17 protein-coding genes are annotated in these 23,487 nt (G+C 44.8%); 7 read left to right on the top strand and 10 right to left on the bottom strand.

Translation table 11 applies throughout. The annotated features are described in order from the left end of the window. Window positions 1-16 precede the first annotated feature (16 nt). Window positions 17-1,204 (bottom strand): tyrosine--tRNA ligase, encoded by a 1,188-nt coding sequence (gene tyrS / locus L4D05_RS18890; RefSeq protein WP_428794929.1) that lies wholly within the window; start codon window positions 1,202-1,204, stop codon window positions 17-19. A gap of 129 nt (window positions 1,205-1,333) precedes the next feature. Between tyrS and shyC the strand changes: the two genes are divergently transcribed. Further along, a complete protein-coding gene (gene shyC, locus L4D05_RS18885; protein WP_428794928.1) occupies window positions 1,334-2,623 on the top strand; it encodes a peptidoglycan DD-endopeptidase ShyC in 1,290 nt (429 codons plus the stop codon). Between the two features lie 204 nt (window positions 2,624-2,827). On the opposite strand, the gene L4D05_RS18880 is transcribed toward shyC, so the two are convergent. From L4D05_RS18880 to L4D05_RS18850, 7 genes are all read right to left on the bottom strand, one after another. Next, window positions 2,828-4,660: an AMP-dependent synthetase/ligase gene (locus tag L4D05_RS18880; RefSeq protein WP_428753232.1), complete on the bottom strand. Its 1,833-nt coding sequence runs from the start codon at window positions 4,658-4,660 to the stop codon at window positions 2,828-2,830. 176 nt (window positions 4,661-4,836) lie between these two features. Next, a complete protein-coding gene (gene leuO / locus L4D05_RS18875; protein WP_265676223.1) occupies window positions 4,837-5,796 on the bottom strand; it encodes a transcriptional regulator LeuO in 960 nt (319 codons plus the stop codon). Between the two features lie 566 nt (window positions 5,797-6,362). After that, window positions 6,363-7,406 carry an MJ1255/VC2487 family glycosyltransferase gene (locus L4D05_RS18870; RefSeq protein ID WP_428753234.1) on the bottom strand — a complete coding sequence of 348 codons (1,044 nt, stop codon included), beginning with the start codon at window positions 7,404-7,406 and terminating at the stop codon, window positions 6,363-6,365. A gap of 10 nt (window positions 7,407-7,416) precedes the next feature. Next, window positions 7,417-7,995, bottom strand: coding sequence for a phosphatase PAP2 family protein (locus L4D05_RS18865; protein ID WP_428794927.1), 579 nt, complete (start codon window positions 7,993-7,995; stop codon window positions 7,417-7,419). Window positions 7,996-8,156: 161 nt separating this feature from the next. Further along, a complete protein-coding gene (locus L4D05_RS18860) occupies window positions 8,157-11,258 on the bottom strand; it encodes an efflux RND transporter permease subunit (protein WP_428794926.1) in 3,102 nt (1,033 codons plus the stop codon). Then, window positions 11,255-12,556, bottom strand: a complete 1,302-nt coding sequence (locus tag L4D05_RS18855; RefSeq protein WP_428794925.1) for an efflux RND transporter periplasmic adaptor subunit — start codon at window positions 12,554-12,556, stop codon at window positions 11,255-11,257. Before L4D05_RS18855 ends, L4D05_RS18860 begins: the two co-directional genes overlap by 4 nt. Window positions 12,557-12,570: 14 nt before the next feature. Continuing rightward, complete coding sequence (locus tag L4D05_RS18850) at window positions 12,571-13,224, bottom strand: TetR/AcrR family transcriptional regulator (protein WP_428753240.1); 654 nt, start codon at window positions 13,222-13,224, stop codon at window positions 12,571-12,573. A 400-nt stretch (window positions 13,225-13,624) separates the two neighbouring features. Between L4D05_RS18850 and leuA the strand changes: the two genes are divergently transcribed. From leuA to L4D05_RS18825, 5 genes are all read left to right on the top strand, one after another. Further along, window positions 13,625-15,172 (top strand): 2-isopropylmalate synthase, encoded by a 1,548-nt coding sequence (gene leuA / locus L4D05_RS18845; protein ID WP_428753241.1) that lies wholly within the window; start codon window positions 13,625-13,627, stop codon window positions 15,170-15,172. A gap of 58 nt (window positions 15,173-15,230) precedes the next feature. Next, the gene (gene leuB / locus L4D05_RS18840) at window positions 15,231-16,319 is read left to right on the top strand and encodes a 3-isopropylmalate dehydrogenase (RefSeq protein WP_428794924.1); all 1,089 of its coding nucleotides are present in this window, start codon (window positions 15,231-15,233) and stop codon (window positions 16,317-16,319) included. Window positions 16,320-16,444: 125 nt separating this feature from the next. After that, a complete protein-coding gene (gene leuC, locus L4D05_RS18835; protein WP_428794923.1) occupies window positions 16,445-17,848 on the top strand; it encodes a 3-isopropylmalate dehydratase large subunit in 1,404 nt (467 codons plus the stop codon). A gap of 10 nt (window positions 17,849-17,858) precedes the next feature. Then, on the top strand, window positions 17,859-18,461 hold the full coding sequence (gene leuD, locus L4D05_RS18830; RefSeq protein WP_428794922.1) for a 3-isopropylmalate dehydratase small subunit: 603 nt from the start codon (window positions 17,859-17,861) through the stop codon (window positions 18,459-18,461). Window positions 18,462-18,689: 228 nt separating this feature from the next. After that, window positions 18,690-19,469 carry a DUF547 domain-containing protein gene (locus tag L4D05_RS18825; RefSeq protein WP_428794921.1) on the top strand — a complete coding sequence of 260 codons (780 nt, stop codon included), beginning with the start codon at window positions 18,690-18,692 and terminating at the stop codon, window positions 19,467-19,469. 68 nt (window positions 19,470-19,537) lie between these two features. Here L4D05_RS18825 and L4D05_RS18820 read toward each other — a convergent pair whose 3' ends face one another. Next, window positions 19,538-20,083 carry a DUF924 family protein gene (locus L4D05_RS18820; protein ID WP_428794960.1) on the bottom strand — a complete coding sequence of 182 codons (546 nt, stop codon included), beginning with the start codon at window positions 20,081-20,083 and terminating at the stop codon, window positions 19,538-19,540. Next, window positions 20,080-20,928, bottom strand: a complete 849-nt coding sequence (djlA, locus tag L4D05_RS18815) for a co-chaperone DjlA (RefSeq protein ID WP_428794959.1) — start codon at window positions 20,926-20,928, stop codon at window positions 20,080-20,082. The genes L4D05_RS18820 and djlA overlap by 4 nt, the downstream gene beginning before the upstream one ends. Window positions 20,929-21,081: 153 nt before the next feature. On the opposite strand from djlA, the gene lptD reads away from it, so the two are divergent. Beyond that, the gene (gene lptD / locus L4D05_RS18810) at window positions 21,082-23,412 is read left to right on the top strand and encodes an LPS assembly protein LptD (RefSeq protein WP_428794920.1); all 2,331 of its coding nucleotides are present in this window, start codon (window positions 21,082-21,084) and stop codon (window positions 23,410-23,412) included. Window positions 23,413-23,487 lie beyond the last annotated feature (75 nt).

The raw sequence follows: 23,487 nt of genomic DNA, 5'->3' as shown, positions 1-23,487 counted from the left end.
CTAAGTACCGTTGCAGTTACTTCAGCGTCACTCGCGCAAACTTTCGCTTACCAACTTGGTAAACCGCTTGACCCGCTGCTGGCACTAATTTGGTATCTTCCACTTTTTCGCCATCGATCTTCACTGCGCCTTGACGAATCATGCGCATAGCATCTGAAGTTGAACCCACCAAACCTGCATCTTTTAGCAAATTGTTGATCGCAATTCCGGCTTCCAGCTCAAATTCTGGCATTTCATCTGGCATCGCGCCTTTCTGGAAACGGTTTATGAACTCTTGCTCTGCTGCATCGGCATCCGCTTGTGAGTGGAAACGTGCAATAATTTCTTTTGCTAGCAGTATTTTAACATCACGTGGATTTTTGCCCGCTTCAACGTCAGCCTTAAATTGCGCAATCTCTTCTAGTGGACGGAAAGACAGCAGCTCGTAGTAGCTCCACATCAGTACGTCTGAAATTGACATGATTTTGCCAAACATTTCAGTCGGGACTTCACTCACACCAATATAGTTGTGAGCCGACTTAGACATTTTCTTCTCGCCATCCAAGCCTACCAGCAGTGGCATCGTCAAGATAACCTGTGGCTTTTGACCATGTGCTTTTTGCAGTTCACGACCCATAAGCAGGTTGAACTTTTGATCAGTACCGCCTAACTCTACGTCCGTTTCCATCGCTACTGAATCATAGCCTTGCAGCAACGGATACATAAACTCATGAATCGCGATTGGCTGTCCATTGCTGTAACGCTTTTTAAAGTCATCACGCTCAAGCATACGCGCAACCGTCTGGTTTGCCGCTAAACGAATCATGCCTTCTGCACCAAGCTCAGACAGCCATTCAGAGTTAAACTGAATTTTTGTTTTCGCTGGGTCCAAAATTTTGAATACTTGCTCTTTATACGTCTCTGCGTTACGAAGCACATCTTCACGAGTCAGTGGTGGTCGAGTTGTGTTTTTACCCGTCGGATCACCGACCATGCCCGTAAAATCACCAATAAGGAACGTCACGTCATGACCTAAATCTTGGAACGTACGCAGCTTATTCAAAATAACGGTGTGTCCCAAGTGAATATCCGGTGCTGTAGGATCGGCACCTAGCTTAATACGTAGAGGACGGTTCTCTTTAAGCTTTGCAATGAGCTCTTCTTCTGGAATTAGCTCATCAACACCACGTTTAATTTCAGCCAATGCTGCTTCTAGGTTCGCCATTCTTGTTCACTCCCACAGATTTGGCAAAAATATAATAGTTGGACATCTTACTTGAATAGCGATGTTTTTTGAAACCAGTTAGACTAAATGGTTCAGGAAATTTAGAAAATAATGTTGAATTAATCACTCATGGTATCTGTTTTTAAGCGCCTCCCTTGGCTTCACCGAGCTCTTATCGCTTTTTTTACGGCGCTAATTGTTGTGGCACTCTTTCTGCCCGACGCCGCCGATCTTCACGACGACCCCAATAAACTGGAGGTCGGTAAGTACTACCCTCTGAAAATCAAAGCGTCGGCGTTAAGCATTGTTAACGAACAAGTCCCTACCGTTGTACTCAATTGGGAAGAGCATTCTGTTCGCTCAGGTGAAAGCGCAGCGATTCTTTTTCAACGGGTCGGTTTGTCCGCTCGACTGCTTTACGATCTCGTGAATACCAACAAAGACATTGAAAAACAGTTATCCAGGCTTCGACCAGGTGACAAGCTGATATTTGGCTTTGATGAAAATAATGAGTTACTGCAGCTAAAACGAAAGATCAGCGACTACGAAACGTTTGTTATCACTCGCACTGACAATGGTTTTCGCTCTGAGCTCAGCAAGAAAGAGATTGATTACCAATATAACTATGCTGAAGCGGATATCACCTCAAACTTCTGGAACGCGGGCATAGGGGCAGGACTAACCGCCAATCAAATCATGGAACTTGCCGGTATATTTGGTTGGGACATCGACTTCGCTCTAGACATTCGCTCAGGTGACCATTTTGAGTTGCTGTATCAAGAGAAAGTAGTGGAAGGTGAAGTGATTGGGCGAGGTAAAATTATCGCGGCGGTATTTAAGAACCAAGGTGATACGTTTAAAGCTATCCTCGATGACAATACTGGCAGCTATTATGATGAAAATGGTCGCGCCATGAAGAAAGCCTTTTTACGCTCTCCGCTTGATTTCCGTCGCGTTACGTCCAATTTCAACCCCACTCGTCGCCATCCGGTCACCGGAAAAGTAAGGGCGCACAGAGGAACGGATTACGCAGCACCAGTGGGAACGCCTATTTGGGCGGCCGGAGACGGGGTGGTACAAAAATCCAGTTACAACCAATTTAATGGTAATTACGTCTTCATTAAGCACAGTAATACCTATATCACTAAGTACCTGCATTTGACCAAACGTACAGTAAGAACAGGACAAAGGGTTAAGCAGGGGCAAACTATTGGTACATTGGGTGGCACAGGACGGGTTACCGGACCGCACCTACACTATGAATTTTTGGTCAACGGCGTGCACAAAAATGCCAGAACGGTAAAGTTGCCTCAATCTAAATCACTAGCCGGTAAAGCAAAACAAACCTTCTTAGCCAATGCCGAAATTCGCTTAAATAAGATGGAACGTTACAGTGAGTTGCTGTTAGCTAAACCGTAATTAGCGCAGGTTCTATGGTTCTATGGTTCTATGGTTCTATGGTTCTATGGTTCTATGGTTCTATGGTTCTATTAGATATAGAACATGACTGAATCACTCCCTGTAAAGCACAGCGTGCGTATTTTTAGCACGCACTGACTCTGACGCCATAAAAGCAAAAAGCCCTCAGAACAGAGTTCTGAGGGCTTTTTTGTTATCGACCGATTACTTGTCTTTTTTATCGTGCTTATGAGGATGATCGTTGTACATCTCTTCAATTTCGTCTTGGTAGCGATCGTTAATCACTTTACGACGTAATTTTTGAGTTGGTGTCAATTCACCTTTATCCATCGAGAAGCCACGTGGCAACAATTTGAATTTCTTCACTTGTTCAAATTTAGCCAAACCCTTTTGCAGCTCAAATACACGCTTTTCGAACATCTCAACCACTTCATTGTGCTTAATCAACTCAATGCGATCGTGGTATTTGATGTTCAGTTCTTTGGCGTATTCTTCAAGCGTATCAAAACAAGGCACGATAAGCGCCGAAACAAACTTTCTGGTATCAGCAATCACGGCAATTTGTTCAATGTAATGATCTTTACCAATGGTGCCTTCAATCGCTTGAGGCGCAATATATTTACCATTAGAGGTTTTCATCAATTCTTTTATTCGGTCGGTAATAAACAGGTTACCATTAACGTCAAACTCACCAGCATCGCCAGTTTTTAAGAATCCATCGGCATCAAAGGTTTTCGCCGTTTCTTCTGGCATTTTATAGTAACCACGCATCACCATAGGACCACGAACTAAGATTTCATTATTTTCGCCAATCTTAACTTCCGCTCCCGGCATAGGCATGCCAATAGAGTCAGGGTTGTAGCAAGTATCATCCCAACATGACACGGTTGCCGTGGTTTCAGTCATACCATAGCCAAGCTTAACGTTAATCCCAATCGCTTGGAAAAAACGTCCGATGGTTTCATCAAGCTTTGCACCACCACATGGCATAAAGTTTATTTGACCACCAAGCAATTCACGTAGCTTATTTAGTACGATTTTATCCGCTAATGCATAGCTCTTTTTTAACATAAAAGAAGGCTGAACATTATCTTGACGACATTGCGCCATTTTAGCGCCCATATTCACCGCCCAAGTAAACAATACCTTGCGATGCACAGGGGCCTTGGATACGCGCTCATGGATAGCCGAGAAGATCTTCTCATAAAAGCGCGGAACGGCGCTCATCACGGTTGGACGAATTTCACCTAACGCATCCCTAACTTGCATTGTGTCTTGTAGGTAGCAATTGGTTCCCCCTTTATATAAAACATAGAAGGTCCAAGCGCGCTCAAATACATGAGATAACGGTAAGAAACACAGCGACACATCATCTTCTGATAAGCTCAAACGCTCATCATGCCCTTTTAACTGGGCACCAATGTTTTGGTAGTCCAACATGACTCCTTTTGGCTGTCCCGTTGTTCCTGATGTGTAGATAAGCGTCAAAAGATCATCAAAATTAGCCTGTTCAATTCGCGCTTGCAGCGTTTGCTCAAGGTGCTCTGGTTGAACACTTGGCGTGGCGATAAAGTCATCCCAACGTGTGACATAGGAATCATCTGTGATCTCGATGTCGTCGCTCATCGCAACAATCCACTCTAATTGTGGACACTCTTCATAAATAGAAAGCGCGGCGTCAAACTGCTCTTGTTCGCCAACAAAGAGAATACGTACGTCGGCATTTTGAAGAATATAACTGGTTTGAGCTGGGGTATTTGTTGGGTAAATAGGTACCGTCACCGCCCGCAGCTGGAGCGAGGCGAAGTCAGCGATGGTCCATTTCGGCATATTATTGGCAATGATACCGATCTTATCTTGAGGTTGGATTCCTTTATTCAGCAAAGCGAGAGACAGCGCGTCAATACTAGCGCCAAACTCTTTCCAACTGATCCCTTGCCACACATTGTTAATCTTGTGTTTTAAGGCGATCTTGTCGCCACCTTGCGTGATCCTGTCGCGAATCTTTTTTACGATATGGAATTCTAAATTAGCCATGTTCTATCTTACCTTTAAGCGTACACATGTAAGCTTTTTCAGCGAACAAGTGTACCTATGATGGTAAAAAAGGCAACAGACTCAAATCAAAGTTATCAATAAATAATGTAACGAAAAAAGCCCCTGACACTAGGCTTTAAAGCTAATATCAAGGGCTTATTCTCATTGGGTGTGAATTACGCTAGTGCGACAACTTCACCACAAATCATCATCAGTTGATCACGCAACCAAATGTGACCTTTATCTTTTTCACTCGATTCATGCCAGCTTAGGTAGCCGCTAATCATCGCATTATCAAATGGCAATGCAATGACTTGTAATTGATCTTTATTGACCGCGTTTTCTACCATCCAACGTGGTGCGATTGTCACAAGTTCAGATTGTCCGACAACATATAGAACATTACTTAAGCTAGTGCCTTCATAAGATGCTTGGCACTCTAAGTCTTTATAAGCGTGCTCAGAGAAACTGCGAACACCGTGCACTTTAGATAGTTTCGCGTGCTTTTCATTGCTTAGTTGAGCAACACTCACTGCATTGTGAATACGTGGGTGGTTTTTCGACGCAACAACCACTAACTCATCTTGGAAGATTTCTGTGCTTGAGAAGCCTTGTGCATCATAGCGTGCGTAATCGATAACAAAGTCGATTTCTTGGTAGCGCATACGGTCAGCCAATTGGCGGTCCGCTTCTGCATCTAAATGCAACTGTACGTGAGGCGCCTGTTCACCAATGTTTTGCATGATTTTTGGAGCAAAACGCATATCGCATGGAGAACAAATCGCCATCTTAAATAGACGTGTTGATGTCTCTGGCGTAAAGATTGAGCTTGGTAGCTCATTGCGAATCAATTGCAATGCTTGACGAACAGGGCCAAACAACTGACGAGCGCGTTGAGTAGGTTGGATACCGCGACCTTGGCGCATAAACAACTCGTCATTAAACATCACTTTTAGACGCGCTACGGCGTTACTAACTGCTGGTTGTGACATTCCTAAGTTGTGCGCTGCACGAGTAATGTTTTGTTCCTGCATTACTGCGTCAAATACGGTTAATAGGTTTAGATCTACGCCACGTAATGTGCTTTCCATGCGGTAGCTAGCGATTGCGCTCATAGCATCTTTTTTGTCTAACATTTAGTAAGCCTCGTTAAGTTTCAATCTCGAATATGTGGGTAAGGATTAAGCAGAAACGTATGTCGTTCATTTCTGTACCCTACAATGTTCCATTAATCCTCTGCATAGTTCGAGGACGAAGCAAACTATCCACTAATAATAACTTCAACACCAACTAGATTGATAAAGAATCATCATATTTTACCGACAACAATACAATAACCATAAACAACAATAGCTTACATGTATTATAAAAAAAGATAAATTATATTTTTGATAACTTTTGTTGCAAAGAACCTCTAAAATGATAAACGAACGCTATATGAGTGCAATTTAATGATAGAAGCTCTTCATCGCTATATTTTATAGGTCATCGCTCGAACCATTAGCCAATTAGATAGATGAGACAAATAACGACAAGGTGATTCATTTAAAATATGGATAACTTACCCACCCTATATACGAAAAAAAGCGACCTATCGTCGCTTTTTCTGCTGCTCTATGTCTTTAGCGGATGAGAAATGACTGAATTTCAGGATGCCAAGTAAACGTATCCCTAAGATTCGGGCTCACATTGAAACTCGGACTCACATTGAAACATAGCTGGGAAAGTCAACTTTCTCCCACAAGCGTTGTCGCAACAATTGACTACAATGCCACTCCCCTGACATTAACCAATGTGCTATCTCGCTTGCTACATCTGGATAAACCACGCGCTCTGCTTGTTGCTCATCTAACCAATCCCTAACCACAGACGCGTTTAATGTATCCATAGTATGAGCTAACCCAAGGCTTTCTAATGTTGCAGCATTACTTTGTTGTTCAAACTGCCCTTCTAAAGGCTTTACCAATAACTTCTTGCCTAAGCTCAATGCTTCAGAAGGTAATTCAAAACCGCCATTTGCGATGACACCATTACATCGATGTAAGTCGACTTGAAAAGTCTGATGACTCAATGGCTTCATCGTCAAATTCTCAATGGTTGCGATTTCAACAACATCAGGGTGATAACAAACAAATGGCTGATTAACAAAGCGAACCAAAAGATCAATGATGACATCGAGACTTTCAAACGGCAGATAAACCAGAACCATCTCTTCTGACGTCACCTCATGCGATTGAGTATGCACAATCGGTGGCAAAATTGGCTGATCAAAGTGATACCAATGCAATCCTAATTGGTGATCCGAGGGGGCAAAATGTTGGATAATTTGGCTGTCCAACCAACTTGAGCCCTTTTGTGGTACGTCGAAGCGAAAAGCATTCTGATGACTAATACTCACCGTCGGCACTTTTTGGCGCTTCGCAGCCCAAGCCGAAATCGGCTCAAAATCGTTCACAACTAAATCATAATGGCTGACATCCAATGATCGCGTTTCTTGCATGAAATGGAGTATGTTGTTATCCGTCGCCGTTTGCAGATAGTCAACTTTGCCATTTTTCGTTACGAAGCTAAATCCGCGCCGAGTTTGGTATTGCCCAAATTGCTCCATTGAAAAGTACTTATCTTTGTCACGACCAGAGAATAAAAAATCAACCTCGACATCATGAGCCCGCAGCGCTTCACTCATGGCTCTCGCTCTAGCAATATGACCATTTCCGGTCCCTTGAACTCCATATAGAATCTTCACGCACATCCCCCTAAGCCAGTAGTTCGACGTAATCCAATACGACCAATTTTGACGTTATATAATTTGCAGTAACCCAATTCAGCGCAAACATGGCGCATAGCACACCTAGCACCGCACCAATGACAACATCCGTTAAAAAGTGCACACCGAGCAAAACGCGCGACACGCCAATTAAGGTTGCCCATACAAGACAAACAAAGAAGAATTCTGGATAGAAATGACCAATTACGGTCGCCATAAGAAATGCTGCGGCGGTATGCCCGGAAGGTAAGCTATAGCGATCAGATGGAGTGATAAAGGGTTGAACATACTGACAAAGCTCTTGTGGACGACGGCGCTTAAAGCTATTTTTCGCCACCCAATAAATGGGGAGTTCGACGGCAAAAGCAAGCAACGCTACTGCTAGAAAGGCCTCGCCGACACGCTCATCAAAAAACCAAACGAAGGCAGCTAAACAAGCATACAGGGGACCATCACCACTTCTAGAAATTAACCGGCTCAGTCGCGCGACTTGAGCATTAAAACGGTGATCCAAACAAAACAATGAAAACGCCAGATCGAAACGAGCAATCGGTTCAATAGTACGCATGACCTACTCCTTGTCATTGATAATCTCGTATGATCAAAAAATAGTCAGGTTGCATGACAGTTAGGTGACGAATTGTTGGAGATATGATGAAGGTGAGTGAGGTAATAGCTTACCTCACTCATTTTTCTAACACGCTATCAATGAAATAGCGCGACTAACGGTTAAATGTCTTCGTGTTTATGCACCAATCCCCAGTCCGCTAATATGGCGTAAGCGGATGGAATCATGAACAACACCAGTAACGTGGAAGCGAAAATACCAAACACAATCGAGATCACTAACGGCTGGATAACCTGAGCCTGCAAACTGGTTTCCATCAGCAGTGGCAGTAACCCAGCAGCCGTTGTCATCGAGGTTAAAAATACCGCTCTAAAACGCTCTCGGCTGGCTTTCACAACAGACTCGTGAACCGACTCCCCTTCATCGACGTGGTGACGTATGTATTGCACTAGTAAGATAGAATCATTCACGACAATGCCCGCCAAAGACACAAACCCCATAATACTCGGCATGCTTAACGAGTGCCCAAGTAACAGATGTCCCCATACCACACCAATGAATGCGAGTGGAATAGCCAACATAACCACAAATGGTTCTAAGTAACTGCGGAACTGGTAGCTTAAAATACAAAACACACCAAACAGTCCGAGCAAGAACCCTTTACCCATCGAGGAACCGGTTTTTTCGGTATCTTTTGCTGACCCTTCAAAATCAAAACGAAGTCCAGGATAAGCTTGCTTTAGGATCGGCACTTCCTCATTCTGGAATTGGCGGATAATTTCAGATGAGCTGACTTTACTGCTATCGGTATCGCCAAACACGCTAATAGTTCGCAGCCCATCAATTCTCTGGATCCTGACATAATTACGCTGAAAATCCATGGTGGCGATAGCACCTAGCGGCAATTGCGCCCCATCAGGAAGAATGATCGGGAAGTTCGCCAGTTGCTGAACATCAGCGATATCGTGCTTATTGAGTTTCACCTCAATTTTGATGTTCTCAACACCAAGCTGGATCTCATCGGCAGTTTGACCAAAGAAGGCCGCTCTTAATTGATTGGCTATCAGTTGTCCATCTACCCCGTATGTCTCTGCTCCCGGACGTAACTTAACCAGAATTTCTTCTTTACCCAATCGCATGTCATCGAGAACACCATGCACACCATCGAATTCATTGAGATACTGCTGAATATCGATAGACGCGGCTTTGAGCTGCTCAAGGTTGTCATGCTTAATACGAATTTCAATCGCTCGACCACCCGGCCCCATCGTAGGCTGTTTAAAGACAAGCGAGATAGGGTCTGCTAATTCACCGACGTCATCACGCCACGCATCGACAAAATCATCGATGAGGGTATTGCGTTGTTCCGCCCCTAATAGATCCAGCCGAACGGTAGCAAGGTGAGGTCCTGATTCATTAGCATCTTGATTGGTATTAAACTGACTGGTGATCTGTTGAACTAATGTTCGTCCACCTTCGTTGTTATCACTCCATTCCACATTTAGCTTTTTGGCAGAGGCAACCACGCGATCGACCACCCTTTCTGTTTGCGCGAGCGACGCCCCAGGCGGCAAAATAATACGAACTTCCGCCGTATCACCATCGAGCTCTGGGAATGGGACAAACTTCACCGCACCACCAGCAATTAACGCAATGGAAACCAAGAGCAGCGACAACACTCCCCCCATAAAGGCATACCGCTGCGATACGACCCGATCGACCGCATTAACTAGCGTAGTATTTCTAAAGTTCTCAAAGCGTTCGAGTAAAACACGCTTAAATTTAATCGGCGGTTTCTCATTTTTCTGTTTATGTAACGAGTGAGATAGGTGGCTCGGCAGAATCAAAAATGCCTCGATGAGGCTCAATGACAACACCAAAATCAATACCTGTGGCACCGCCTTCAATACCGCGCCCATTTCGCCATCAAGGAACAGTAAGCTACCAAAAATACACACGGTAGTTAAGAATGAAGAAATAACACCGGGTAGCACTTTCTTAACACCATTAATGACCGCGTCATCAATTTTTTGTCCACGATCAAGATGTGAAGCAATCGACTCTGCGATCACAATGGCGTCATCCATCATGATCCCTATCGCCATCAACAACCCGACTAACGACATAATGTTGATGGATAACCCAAGGCTCGCCATTAAGAACAATCCACCTAAAAAGGCGACGGGTAAACCTGCCGCAACCCAAAATGAGTAACGGAAGCTAAAAAATAGCCACATGGTGGCAAATACTAAGACAATCCCTTGCCAACCATTTTTCACCATCATGGTCAAACGATCCCACAACACAGATGAGAGATCGTTGGTCATTTCTAGTGTCACACCATTCGGTGCTATCGCGCGTTGGTCTTCGACAAATTGCACCACATTGTCTTTAATTCGCAGTGCATCGTCTTCTTTGTTTTTGCTGATTTTAAGTACTGCAGAGGGTTTGTCATTGAACAGCACTTTCTGCTCATCCAACTCAAACCTGTCGGTAATCGTGGCAACATCATTAAGGCGAATTAAAGCACCAGAAGGACTTGAGCCAATAACCAGAGAGGCCAATTCTTGCGGAGAGACTCGACGCTCATCAAACCGAATGAGAAAATTTTTATCCTCCGTCTCGACATTACCACTTGGTAACTTCACGTTCTGTTTACCAATTTTAGCGGCAATATCGTTCACGCTCAGCCCAAGTTGTCGCATTACCTGGGTATTGAGCTCAACACGATATTGATGATCGGAAAAGCCACTGACCTCAACCAACGACACGCCGTAGTCGAGTTTCAATGTTCTCTTGAGTTGCTCGGCGTAGGCTTTGAGTTCCGGCCATCCTATATCCGCGGTAATGGCAATATCGACCACGGGTTCATTCCAATCCAATTCTTGGACAATCGGAGACTCGATCTCGTCAGGAAAGTCATTGATGGAGTTAATCTGAGTCTGAACGTCCACCAGCATCCGACCAATATCCGCTTTCTCAGATAGCTTTAACGTCAAGCGGGCTGAGCCTTCAATCGCTTCACATTTCGTCTCTTCAATGTTTGCTAAGCCATCAACGGCATCTTCCATACGAATGCATAGACTTTCTTCCACCTCTTGAGGCGAAGCGCCGGGATAGGTGATCGCCGCCATGATGTAAGGAGGACTGAACTCGGGAAACGTCTCACGTTTAATCGTCGAGAGTGAAGATAGACCCAGTATTACTAGGGCCAGCATCAATAAGTTGGCAGCCGTGGGGTGCTTTGCGAAGAAACGAATCATGAGTCAGGTTCCTCCTGCTTCACGCTCGAATCTCTAAGCAGCATGCCCTCAATCGCAGGCAACAAATCATTCAGGATCAGTTTTTCTCCCCCTTGAAAAGCCCCTGCCACTGAAACTTGGTTGTCACGACGATATACAACCGTAACCTGCATGATAGTAAGGCGCTGCTCATCATCCATCAGGTACACTTTATCGCCGTGCAACGCTCGCTCTGGGATCAGCCACGCTTGCTGTGGTTTACCTTCAATAATGGCTTTAACAAACATTCCATTGACCAACAGCGGAGTATCAGACAAACCATTTCCCGTTGTGGCTTGTGGGATCTCAAGGATCACGCCTGCCGTTGCTTGGTTAGGATCCACCGTTTCACTCACGCGCACGACTTTTGCTGGCCATGTGGATAACAGGTTACCGCTACTTAACTCAATGACCGCATTTAGGCTTTGTAACGAATCCTGTTCATTGCCATTAAAGGTATTGGCGATCAATTGAAGATCGTGGATGGATAACTGAGCTTCCACTTCCATCATGTCAGTACCGTGTGCGGTGACCATGGCTTGCTGCTGATTGACCACTTGATTGACCTCGGCATCCACTTCCGAAATCCGCAATGTCTGTGGCAAATAAATACGCGTTTTGGCAAGCAATCGCTGCGCTTCTTGCTCTTTTGCGTTATTCACATTGACCACCGCAAGCGCCACTTCTCTTTCATCCGGTAATAATGCCAATTGATTTTGTAGCTCTTGCACCAATTTTTGCTGTGACAGCATGTTTTGCTTCTGGGTATCCACATCCGACTGCGAGCTAAGGCCTCGCTTATTGAGGTCGACTCGTCGTTGATACTCGTTCTTTGTTAACGTCAGGCGATTAAGCTCGATAGTTAGCGTTTGCTTTAAGTTGATTTCTTCTTGATCAATACGCGCAAGCTGCGTCTGGCTGGATTTCACATCAGCAATAGCCTGCGACAACCTGAGTTGGTAATCGAGCGGGTCGATACGCAGCACTTCCGTACCTGCAGCAACGATGTTGCCCTTTTCTAGCTCAGGATGTTTAAACACCACTTCACCAGATACTTCCGAAATAGCCTTCCATTCCAGTTTTGGCGTCACACGACCAAAACCCATAGCAAAGGGGGAAGAAAGTTGCGGCTGCATGGTAACAATATCCACGACTCTGGCACGATCACCGGCAGGTTTTGTTGGAATATCAGGTCTTAAATTAATCGCAGCAATCAATACCACCACCCCGACAGCAAGTGCTGGAAAAAACAGTAATTTCTTATTCATAGGCTTCTTCATTAACATTCTGATTTTTAATAATTAGTACGCAGCAAGCCACGCGTAAGAAGTTGGATGTTGTGATCGAGTAATTCATCGAGGAACGTTTCCGTTAACTCAATACCATGCAGTTGCAACATCGCAGGAGGCGCAAGGAACGGGAAAACCATGAGGGCAATAAAGGAAACCTTACACAACTTAGGATCCACACCATCTCGTAAGTAACCCGCCGCTTGTAATTTTCCAAAGATTAAGTCGTGATCAGGTCGACCAATATCGCTAAAGACTTTTTCAAACAGGCGTCGCTGCGTGGCCGATGGCGGCATATGCATAACTTGAGAAATCAACCTTGGGAACTGCGGTACTTTATTCATTTCGTGATAGTAGATTCGCATAAACTCAAAGATATTTTTGTGATCATCCGAGGCAAAGGTCGCTTCCATTTGCTGCTTCATCGGCTGAATTGTTTCCCGAATCATCGTCTCAAACAGCCCCTCTTTATTACCAAAGTAGTAACGAATCATCGCAATATTAACGCCAGCTCGTTGTGCGATTAAACGAGTAGAAACCTTGTCATAAGGCATGACGACAAACAAATCTCGAGCATGACTTAACAGCTTTTCTCTGGTGTCGGTTTGCTTACTCGGTCGTCCCACCTTTCTTTTTATCGCCACATCGTTTTCTTGCATCTCTGATCTCTTTTATTAATCAAGCGATTAATTATAGAACAATTAATTAACATATTGAGAGCGTTTAAATTCATCACTATTTAATCAATCGATTAAATAGTGATGAATTCACCTCATTTCAGTCTGACTCATCCGATAACCAGAAAAAATAGCGGAAACACTTGACGCTGAAGTGTGAGTGCGGTACTAATTTGTTAACCAAATTTCGTGGAATGTATAACAATGACATTACGTTTTTCTCTCCTGCTGAGCCTCCTCCTTATCGTGAACAAAACGCGCGGGTAGCCAGTGTCTGAAAAACACCACTAAGAATTTTCTTAAAGCCCGCATCGAGATGCGGGCTTTTTTATATCAATCGAACAGGACGTAAACGATTAACCTGTACAAAGAGGAAGCAAATATGAATGACCAGGTAATTATCTTTGACACCACGTTGCGTGACGGCGAGCAGGCTCTTTCAGCCAGTTTGACAGTAAAAGAAAAACTGCAAATTGCTTTCGCTCTCGAACGCTTAGGTGTGGATGTTATCGAGGCTGGCTTCCCAATTTCATCGCCAGGTGATTTTGAGTCTGTACAGGCCATTGCGAAGAACATCAAAAACAGCCGTGTTTGTGCCTTGTCTCGCGCAGTCGCAAAAGACATTGATGCGGCAGCTGAAGCGCTAAAAGTTGCCGATGCATTCCGTATCCACACGTTTATTTCAACCTCGACAGTCCACGTACAAGACAAACTTCGCCGCAGTTACGATGATGTGGTCGAAATGGCAGTAAAAGCGGTAAAACATGCCCGTAACTATACTGACGATGTGGAATTTTCTTGTGAAGATGCCGGACGAACGCCTATCGACAACCTGTGTCGCATGGTTGAAGCGGCAATCAACGCTGGCGCAAAAACCATCAACATTCCGGACACGGTCGGCTACACCGTGCCCAATGAATTTGGCGGGATTATCCAAACCTTGTTTAACCGAGTCCCTAACATCGACAAAGCCATCATTTCTGTGCATTGCCACGATGACTTAGGCATGTCGGTTGCTAACTCGATTGCAGCTGTCCAAGCGGGCGCACGTCAAATTGAAGGGACCATTAACGGCATTGGTGAGCGCGCTGGTAACTGTTCACTAGAAGAAATCGCCATGATCATCAAAACTCGCCAAGAGTTATTGGGCGTGCAAACCGGTATCAATCATCAAGAGTTGCACCGCACAAGTAAATTGGTTAGCCAGCTTTGTAATATGCCGATTCAAGATAACAAAGCGATTGTTGGTGCCAATGCATTTAGCCACTCTTCCGGCATCCACCAAGATGGCATGATCAAAAATAAAAATACTTACGAAATCATGACGCCTGAGTCCATCGGTCTTAAAAACAAAGCCTTAAACCTAACCAGTCGTAGTGGTCGCGCAGCTGTGAAGAGCCATATGGATTCAATGGGTTACAACGAAGCTGAATATAATCTAGATGCATTGTATGAAGATTTTTTGAAACTAGCGGATCGCAAAGGGCAAGTCTTTGACTACGACCTAGAAGCCTTGATGCATTTCTCAAATCTTCGTGAAGAAGACGACTTCTATAAGCTTAACTACTTGAGTGTTCAGTCTGGTAGCATCATGGCGACCACTAGCATCAAAATTCAATGTGGCGATGAAGAGCGTTGCGAAGCGGCAGTAGGCAACGGTCCGGTTGATGCGCTTTACCAATGTATTTACCGTGTAACCGGTTACGACATTGTTCTAGATAAGTTTGATTTGACTGCAAAAGGTGAAGGCGAGGATGGTTTAGGACAAGCCGACATTATTGCTAACTACAAAGGTCGCAAATACCACGGAACTGGCGTTTCAACCGACATCGTTGAAGCCTCTGGTCAAGCACTACTGCACGTGATCAATAGCATTCACCGTGCCAATCAAGTGGAAGAAATAAAACAGAAGAAAGTAGAGACGGTTTAAGTCTTTATCAAAAATCTTATAAATTAACGCAAATACAACAAGTAAGGAACAGGACACCATGGCAGGCACATATAAAATTGCAGTATTACCAGGCGACGGCATTGGTCCAGAAGTAATGGCTCAAGCACACAAAGTATTGGATGCAATTGAAACTAAACATGGCATCACATTTGATTGCGAAGAATATGATGTTGGCGGTATCGCCATTGATAACCATGGTTGTCCGCTTCCAGAAAGCACGGTCAAAGGTTGTGAAGACTCAAATGCGATTCTATTTGGTTCCGTCGGTGGTCCTAAATGGGAGCACTTACCACCCAATGATCAACCCGAGCGCGGCGCCCTGCTTCCTTTACGCAAGCACTTTCAACTGTTTTGTAACTTGCGTCCAGCACAAATTCACAGTGGCTTAGAAGACTTCTCTCCGCTGCGTGCAGACATCTCAGCTAAAGGCTTTGATATTGTCGTAGTACGCGAACTAACCGGTGGCATCTATTTTGGGCAACCAAAAGGCCGTGAAGGTAAAGGTCCAACAGAAAAAGCATTTGATACCGAAGTGTATCACCGCTACGAAATTGAACGCATTGCTAAAATTGCCTTTGAATCGGCTCGCTTGCGTAATAAAAATGTTTACTCCATCGATAAAGCTAACGTATTGCAAAGCTCTATCCTGTGGCGTGAAGTCGTTGAGGAAGTGGCAAAAGACTACCCAGATGTCACGCTTAATCACATGTATATCGACAATGCGACGATGCAGCTAATTAAAGATCCTTCTCAGTTCGATATCATGCTGTGCTCAAATATCTTCGGCGACATCATCTCTGATGAATGCGCGATGATTACCGGCTCAATGGGCATGTTGCCATCAGCAAGTCTAAATGAAAGCCAGTTTGGTTTGTATGAACCTGCAGGCGGTTCTGCGCCAGATATCGCTGGTAAGAACATTGCTAACCCAGTCGCGCAAATCCTTTCTGCTGCACTGATGCTTCGCTACAGCTTAGGTGAAGAAGCCGCGGCTCAAGATATTGAATCTGCAGTCAGTAAGGCACTATCTGCTGGCGAGCTTACTGCTGATCTATCTGGTGATAAGCCTGCACTGAGCACATCAGAGATGGGCGATAAAATTGCTAGCTATATCGCTAATAGCTAATTAGGTTGCCGCCAATAATGGTTCGCAATTGCGCGATGGCAAATCATGTCATCGCGACATCATAATAAGAATACTCTGCTTGCGTGATGAAATAATTCGCGCAGACCAACAGCAAGGAATTAGCAATGTCGAAAACACTGTATGAAAAAGTCTATGATGCGCACGTCGCCGTAGAAGCCGAAGGTGAAAACCCAATTCTTTATATTGATCGTCACCTAGTCCATGAAGTGACGTCTCCACAAGCTTTTGATGGCTTACGTGAGAAAGGTCGCCCAGTTCGCCAAGTCAATAAAACCTTCGCCACCATGGATCATAACGTCTCCACTACAACGAAAGACATTAATGCGTCAGGTGAGATGGCTCGTATCCAAATGGAAACACTATCAAAAAACTGTGAAGAGTTTGGTGTCACACTGTATGACCTAAATCATAAATACCAAGGTATTGTGCATGTAATGGGCCCTGAGTTAGGCATCACTCTTCCGGCGATGACCATTGTTTGTGGTGACTCCCACACCGCAACACATGGCGCTTTTGGCTCATTAGCATTCGGTATTGGCACCTCTGAAGTTGAGCACGTATTAGCAACTCAAACTCTAAAGCAATCTCGTGCGAAAACCATGAAGATTGAAGTAAATGGCAAAGTAGCGCCTGGCGTGACTGCAAAAGATATTGTACTAGCCATAATTGGTGAAACTACCGCCGCTGGCGGCACGGGTTATGTCGTTGAGTTTTGTGGTGAAGCCATCACCGACCTTTCTATGGAAGGCCGAATGACCGTGTGTAATATGGCCATTGAACTCGGTGCTAAAGCAGGTCTAATTGCACCAGACGAAACGACATTTGAATACATTAAAGGTCGTAAGTTTGCTCCGCAAGGCAGCGACTGGGATGCAGCCGTTGAGTATTGGAACACATTTAAAACCGATGCTGATGCGACGTTTGATGCAGTTGTGACACTCAATGGTGCCGACATTAAGCCTCAAGTCACATGGGGTACCAATCCGGGTCAAGTGATCGCAGTAGATCAACCTATTCCTGCACCAGAAAGCTTTGCAGACCCAGTAGAGAAAATGTCTGCGGAAAAAGCATTAGCGTATATGGGACTTGAAGCGGGTAAATCCCTAACCGATTATAACGTCGATAAAGTCTTTGTCGGCTCTTGTACTAACTCTCGCATCGAAGACATGCGCGCGGCAGCAGCTGTTGCAAAAGGTCGCAGCGTTGCCTCTCACGTACAAGCATTAATTGTTCCAGGCTCTGAACAGGTAAAAGCACAAGCAGAAGCAGAAGGCTTAGATGTTATCTTTAAAGAAGCTGGATTTGAGTGGCGTCTACCTGGCTGCTCTATGTGTTTGGCCATGAACAATGACCGATTGGGTCCTCAAGAGCGCTGCGCGTCTACCAGTAACCGCAACTTCGAAGGTCGCCAAGGCCGTGATGGCCGTACCCACTTAGTCAGCCCTGCGATGGCTGCAGCCGCCGCTATTGCTGGTCATTTTGTTGATATCAGAGAATTGGACTCATAAGGAATAACACATGTCAGGATTTAAACAACACACAGGGTTAGTCGTCCCTTTAGATATCGCCAACATCGACACTGATGCGATTATTCCTAAGCAATTTTTGCAAAAAGTCACTCGCACGGGTTTTGGTCAGCACCTATTCAATGACTGGCGCTTCTTGGATGACGCCGGTCAGCAACCTAACCCTGAATTCATCATGAATGCTCCGCGCTACCATGGCGCTAGCATTTTGCTCGCGCGTGAAAACTTTGGCTGTGGCTCTTCACGAGAGCACGCTCCTTGGGCACTAGCAGACTATGGCATTCAAGTGATGATCGCCCCAAGCTTTGCGGATATTTTTTACGGTAACTCCATCAACAACCAAATGGTACCCGTGCGATTGACGGAACAAGAAGTCGATGAGCTATTTCACTTTGTTGCTGACAATGAAGGGGCGGAAATTACCGTCGATTTAGAGTCAATGACGGTATCAGCAAATGGTAAAACATATTCATTTGAAATTGATGAATTCCGTCGCCACTGTTTGCTAAACGGTTTGGATAATATTGGTTTAACACTGCAACACGCCGATAAGATTTCCGCCTATGAAGCAAAAATTCCAAGTTTTCTAAAGTAGAAGCTTCTGGATAAGCATGACTATGCATTCACATCAATCCCGGTTCATCGCCGGGATTTTTTGATCTATCACTAATATCACTCTCTCTATAATTACACGACTCTCTATAACTACACGACTCCGTACCTTGCTTTCCCTGTATCATTGGCAATAATTATCTCAATATGAAAGTTTATCTTGCTAAGTAAGGTCTTTTACAATTAGTCACTATCAATACGGATGTTCATTATGTTTCGAGTACTATCATTTCTTGCCCTTTTCCTAACAACCAACGTGTTGGCAGCCCCAAAATCCGAGCTTTGGGATTTTTGGAATGTGAGTGATGAGTCAAACGAGCAGGTGATTTCACATCAGCCTTGGCAGCAGTTTCTTGACCGCTATCTTGTGACTGAAGGAGAAAATACTTTAGTGCGCTACATACGCGTGTCTAGTGATGACAAACAAGACTTAAAGCGTTATCTAGAACAGCTTGCCAACGTCGATCCAAGAACACTGAATCAAGCGGAGCAGTATGCATACTGGGTCAATCTCTATAACGCGATAACAGTGGATCTCATTCTTGATGACTACCCAGTAAAATCCATCACCAAACTTGGTGGGCTATTTAGCTTTGGTCCTTGGGGAGATGATGTCATTACCATCGCAGGTCAAACACTGACGTTGAATGATATTGAACACCGGATCTTGCGCCCAATCTGGAACGACCCACGCACACATTACGCGGTCAATTGTGCAAGCTTGGGCTGCCCTAATTTGCAGGCTCAAGCCTTTAGCGCGCAAAACATCAATACGCTACTCGAACAAGCTGCAACAACATTTATAAATAGCGACAAAGGCATTGATATACAGGCAGACAAGGCGACTCTATCTTCCATTTACGAGTGGTTTGCAGAAGATTTTTCTACGCAAGGTGGGGTGATGGCACATATCAGTCAATACCGCCCAGACGTCGCTCAATTTAACGGGCAACTTGACTACGATTATGACTGGGCATTGAATTCAAAATAACGCTAACTCTGTTATTAGCGTTATTAGCGTTATTAGCGTTATTAGCGTAGGACAAGATAGCCGCCGAACTAAAAGCTCGAGCCCGGCTGTGTTAAAAACTCAATTTCCTCCTGCGTAGACAGGCGTCCTAAAATTTCATTTCGATGCGGATAGCGCCCAAAACGCGCAATAATAGCTTGGTGGCGCTGTTCAAAATCAAGGCTAGATTCAACACCATTTTGGGTAAATAATTTAACCGCGTGCTCATGAATCACTAGGGATTCACTGTGCATGAATGGCATATATAAAAAGGTTCGCTCTTGAGTGCTGAGTGCGGCATCCAACTTAAGCGCAATACACTCTTGCGCCAAAACAAGGGCCATTGAATCGCAAGCAAACGCACCGACTTGATCGCGATACAGGTTTCGAGAAAACTGATCCAGCACGATCACTTCAGCCAACCGCCCTTGCGCGCACTCTCTCCATGAAGACAATTCACCGGCAGCAGCGGCAGTATGTAATTGAGTAAATCGCTTCGCAATAACCGCATCAATCGACGCCCCGCCCGAAAACCAATCGCTCGGCGTTAATTCATCGAACCAAAATGTTAATACGTCCTTGTACCCGATCATTATTTAAATCCTTTTACCTTTTTGATTAAGTCATAGGCTTTTTGAATTTCCTGAGACTTTTCTTTCGCTACATTCATCATTTCTGGCGGTAGCCCCTTCGCCATTAATTTGTCAGGGTGGTGCTCATTCATCAATTTACGATGGGCACGCTTGAGTGTTTTTGCATCCGCCGATTCATCAACACCTAGAACATTATAGGCGTCCGACAGTTGAGAGGCACTGTTCGCTTGCTGCCAGCCTCCGCCCTGACTGCCTTGGTACTGTCCTCCTTCGAAACCACCATGCTGGAAACGAAACGCGGCTTCTTGCATTCGCAATCGTTGCTCTAGCTGCTCGGCAGAGAACCCTAGCCCCTGAGCAATACGATGTAATACGTCACGCTCACTTGGGTGAATGCTGCCGTCAGCAAAAGCGGCGGAAATTTGCAGCTCCAAGAAAAACTGCAGTAGATCATGGCGACCACCCGACGATATTCTCACCTTATCCAGCGTGCGTTCTAGGGGAAAATCGGCTTCTTTTCCTAGCCTAAACGCATTCTGAGCCTGCTTTTTCTGCTCACCATTAAGGTTCATGCGATCCATCATGATGGTTGCAAGCTGAATCTCTTCTTGGGTCACTTGGCCTTTTGCTTTTGCCACATGCCCCATAACCGCATAAGCGGAATTCAAAAATTCTTGCTGACGCTCTTCTTGGTTCACGCCACCAAAACCTGAACGGTTAAACCCAGCACGATTTAACCGCCTTGCTTTATCAAACTGGTGACCAAGGAACAATCCAAACAAGGCTCCAAGAGGCCCGCCGAAGAGTATGCCAAAAAATACACCTAAAATTTTTCCTATCATTTGTATAATGTGCTCTCTATCTATGAATTTTTGCGTTGATTCGCAGTCTACTAGTGTCTGTAAGGTCAATTTCCTTTATGATAGGAACCGTCTTATATACGATTCAATATCAATCGAATTCAATAGAATGAATCAAGTTAAACAGGATAGTACAACTCGATGTCACGTTATTCACGCTCATATCTAGCGGCTTCTGTCGCTGCTGCGCTGCTCGCGTCCTACGCACACGCCGAAGATACATCGAAAAATAATGGGCAAACTATGCCTCCAACAGACCAGTGCTCTGTTGATACTGCACAAAGTTCTGACTCCAATCAAGAGCCAATCAATATTGAAGCCGACTCATTAGAGGCGATCAATGGCCAACGCGCGACCTATAAAGGGGACGTGGTTGTCACTCAAGGCAATAAAACCATCACCGCAGATCAGGTGACGCTACACCAAAATGAGAATGTGGTGGTAGCGGAAGGCAACGTAACACTGGATGATGGGCAGCTAAAAACGGTCTCTGACAAAATCACCAACAATCTGAATAAAGATGAGATTACCGCCGAGAACACCAGCTACAAAATGTTATGTGGCGGCGGTCGCGGTGACGCGGTCTATGTGTCGAAAACCGGCAAGTCGATGTATCAAATCGAAGACGGTTCGATCACTACCTGTCCAGAAGATGATAACTCTTGGCGATTTCTGGCTGACGACATAAAAGTCGATCAAGAAAATGAAGTAGCAACCCTGTATGGTAGCCGAGTCGAAGTCAAAGATGTGCCTATTTTTTACATGCCTTATATGAGCATGCCGACTAGTGACAAGCGAAAGACGGGTGTCCTCTTTCCATCGTTATCTTTGGGGTCAAAAAACGGGCTAGAGCTACAAGTGCCAGTGTATTGGAACTTGTCTCCCAACTACGATTTACTGACCACATTCCACTACATGCAAACTCGTGGGATGCAATTAAAAGCTGATTTTCGCTACTTAACCGATACTAGCAAAGGTGATCTTCGCTCAGAATACCTTGCTAGTGATAGTAAATACCCTGAAAAAGGCGATCGCTGGGCCGTTCAGTATAAGAACAACAGTAACTTTGGAACGCACTGGAAGTTGGACCTTGACTACTCGCAAGTCAGTGATAACGATTACTTTCAAGATCTCGACTCCAGTATTGGTAGCCGCTCAGAAGGCCAACTGTCTCAACGCGGCACCGTTGCTTATCGTGAAGAGTTCTGGGATGCAGCCCTAACGGTGCAGGACTTCCAAATCTTGGTGGATGACACTAAGCCTTATCAGCTGATGCCGCAGTTCGAATTTAACTATTATCGTCCTGAAGTATACAAAACTATTAACTTTGACCTTGTTAGTCACGTGTCGCGTTTTGAGACGGATGATAAAAACAAACCCTCTGCGACTCGAGTACACGTCGAGCCCGGTTTGACTCTTCCCCTGTCGACGACATGGGGCACATGGACAACCGAAGCACGCTATATGCTTACTCAATATCAACAAGATATTGAAGGGCTTGATACTAGTGCCAACAGCGACTTGCTGGGGTTAGAAGACAATGTCACGCGCTCCTTACCTGAGTTCCGAACGCATGCCAATGTTGTACTAGAACGAAATACGGCATTTGTTGAAGGCTACACGCAAACGCTTGAGCCTCAAATACAATATCTCTATGTGCCAGAAGTCAATCAAACCAACATCTATAACTACGACACCACATTACTGCAAACGGATTATTACGGCCTATTCCGTAGCCGCCGATTTAGCGGTGTCGATAAAATCGCTGCTGCCAATCAAATTAGTTATGGTGCGACGTCGCGCTTTTACGATGGTGGGCAAAAAGAACGTCTGGCTCTCTCGTTTGGTCAAATCTATTACTTAGATGCAGGCAACAAGAACCCGAATTCACCTAATGCAGACGCTAAATCTAGCTACTCATCTTGGGCGGTAGAAACAGACTTTAATTACAACGACCGCGTGTTTTACCACGGTGGCATCCAGTACGATATTGACTCCTCCACCGTTGCTTTAGCAAACAGCGCCATTGAATATCGCGTTAATGATGACTTTATTCAAGCCAACTATCGCTATGTCACCAAAGAGTATATTGAAAGCGTCAATAGCTATACTACTGACGAACTCGAAAAGCTGACCCGAAACGGCATCAATCAAGTCGGTTTTATGGGTGGGTACCAAATCAACCAACGCTGGCTTGCTACCGGACAGTATTACTATGATATGACTGAAAAAGTCTCAGTAGAATGGCTAGCAAAACTCGAATATCACTCTGATTGTTGGTATCTCGGTGTTGATTACAGTCGCCAATTAAGAAGCTGGGAATCAGGCATTGTCGGGATTGGCGCTGCAAACTTTGAAGATAATGTTCGCTTTAGCTTTGGTATTACCGGACTCGGTGGCAGCTCAAAAGCGCCTGAGCCACCAAACGGTAACGCACTGAAATATGGCCGACCTTTTATACTCAATGATTAATTCCCTTATGACCCGTCTCACGGAAAAACGTCATGTTAGGAACTTTATACGCTTCTCCAACTCTTAGTTGGAGAA

The sequence above is a fragment of the Vibrio nomapromontoriensis genome (assembly GCF_050337205.1).
Classification (GTDB): Bacteria; Pseudomonadota; Gammaproteobacteria; order Enterobacterales; family Vibrionaceae; genus Vibrio; species Vibrio nomapromontoriensis.
Note: the sequence above shows the minus strand (reverse complement) of the source record. Positions and strands in the feature narration are given on the sequence as shown.

Bases quoted from the DNA above. Each gene is read 5' to 3' on its own strand.
- tyrS (WP_428794929.1), bottom strand. From the start codon at position 1,204: ATGGCGAACCTAGAAGCAGCATTGGCTGAAATTAAACGTGGTGTTGAT.
- shyC (WP_428794928.1), top strand. From the start codon at position 1,334: ATGGTATCTGTTTTTAAGCGCCTCCCTTGGCTTCACCGAGCTCTTATC.
- L4D05_RS18880 (WP_428753232.1), bottom strand. From the start codon at position 4,660: ATGGCTAATTTAGAATTCCATATCGTAAAAAAGATTCGCGACAGGATC.
- leuO (WP_265676223.1), bottom strand. From the start codon at position 5,796: ATGTTAGACAAAAAAGATGCTATGAGCGCAATCGCTAGCTACCGCATG.
- L4D05_RS18865 (WP_428794927.1), bottom strand. From the start codon at position 7,995: ATGCGTACTATTGAACCGATTGCTCGTTTCGATCTGGCGTTTTCATTG.
- L4D05_RS18860 (WP_428794926.1), bottom strand. From the start codon at position 11,258: ATGATTCGTTTCTTCGCAAAGCACCCCACGGCTGCCAACTTATTGATG.
- L4D05_RS18855 (WP_428794925.1), bottom strand. From the start codon at position 12,556: ATGAAGAAGCCTATGAATAAGAAATTACTGTTTTTTCCAGCACTTGCT.
- L4D05_RS18850 (WP_428753240.1), bottom strand. From the start codon at position 13,224: ATGCAAGAAAACGATGTGGCGATAAAAAGAAAGGTGGGACGACCGAGT.
- leuA (WP_428753241.1), top strand. From the start codon at position 13,625: ATGAATGACCAGGTAATTATCTTTGACACCACGTTGCGTGACGGCGAG.
- leuB (WP_428794924.1), top strand. From the start codon at position 15,231: ATGGCAGGCACATATAAAATTGCAGTATTACCAGGCGACGGCATTGGT.
- leuC (WP_428794923.1), top strand. From the start codon at position 16,445: ATGTCGAAAACACTGTATGAAAAAGTCTATGATGCGCACGTCGCCGTA.
- leuD (WP_428794922.1), top strand. From the start codon at position 17,859: ATGTCAGGATTTAAACAACACACAGGGTTAGTCGTCCCTTTAGATATC.
- L4D05_RS18825 (WP_428794921.1), top strand. From the start codon at position 18,690: ATGTTTCGAGTACTATCATTTCTTGCCCTTTTCCTAACAACCAACGTG.
- lptD (WP_428794920.1), top strand. From the start codon at position 21,082: ATGTCACGTTATTCACGCTCATATCTAGCGGCTTCTGTCGCTGCTGCG.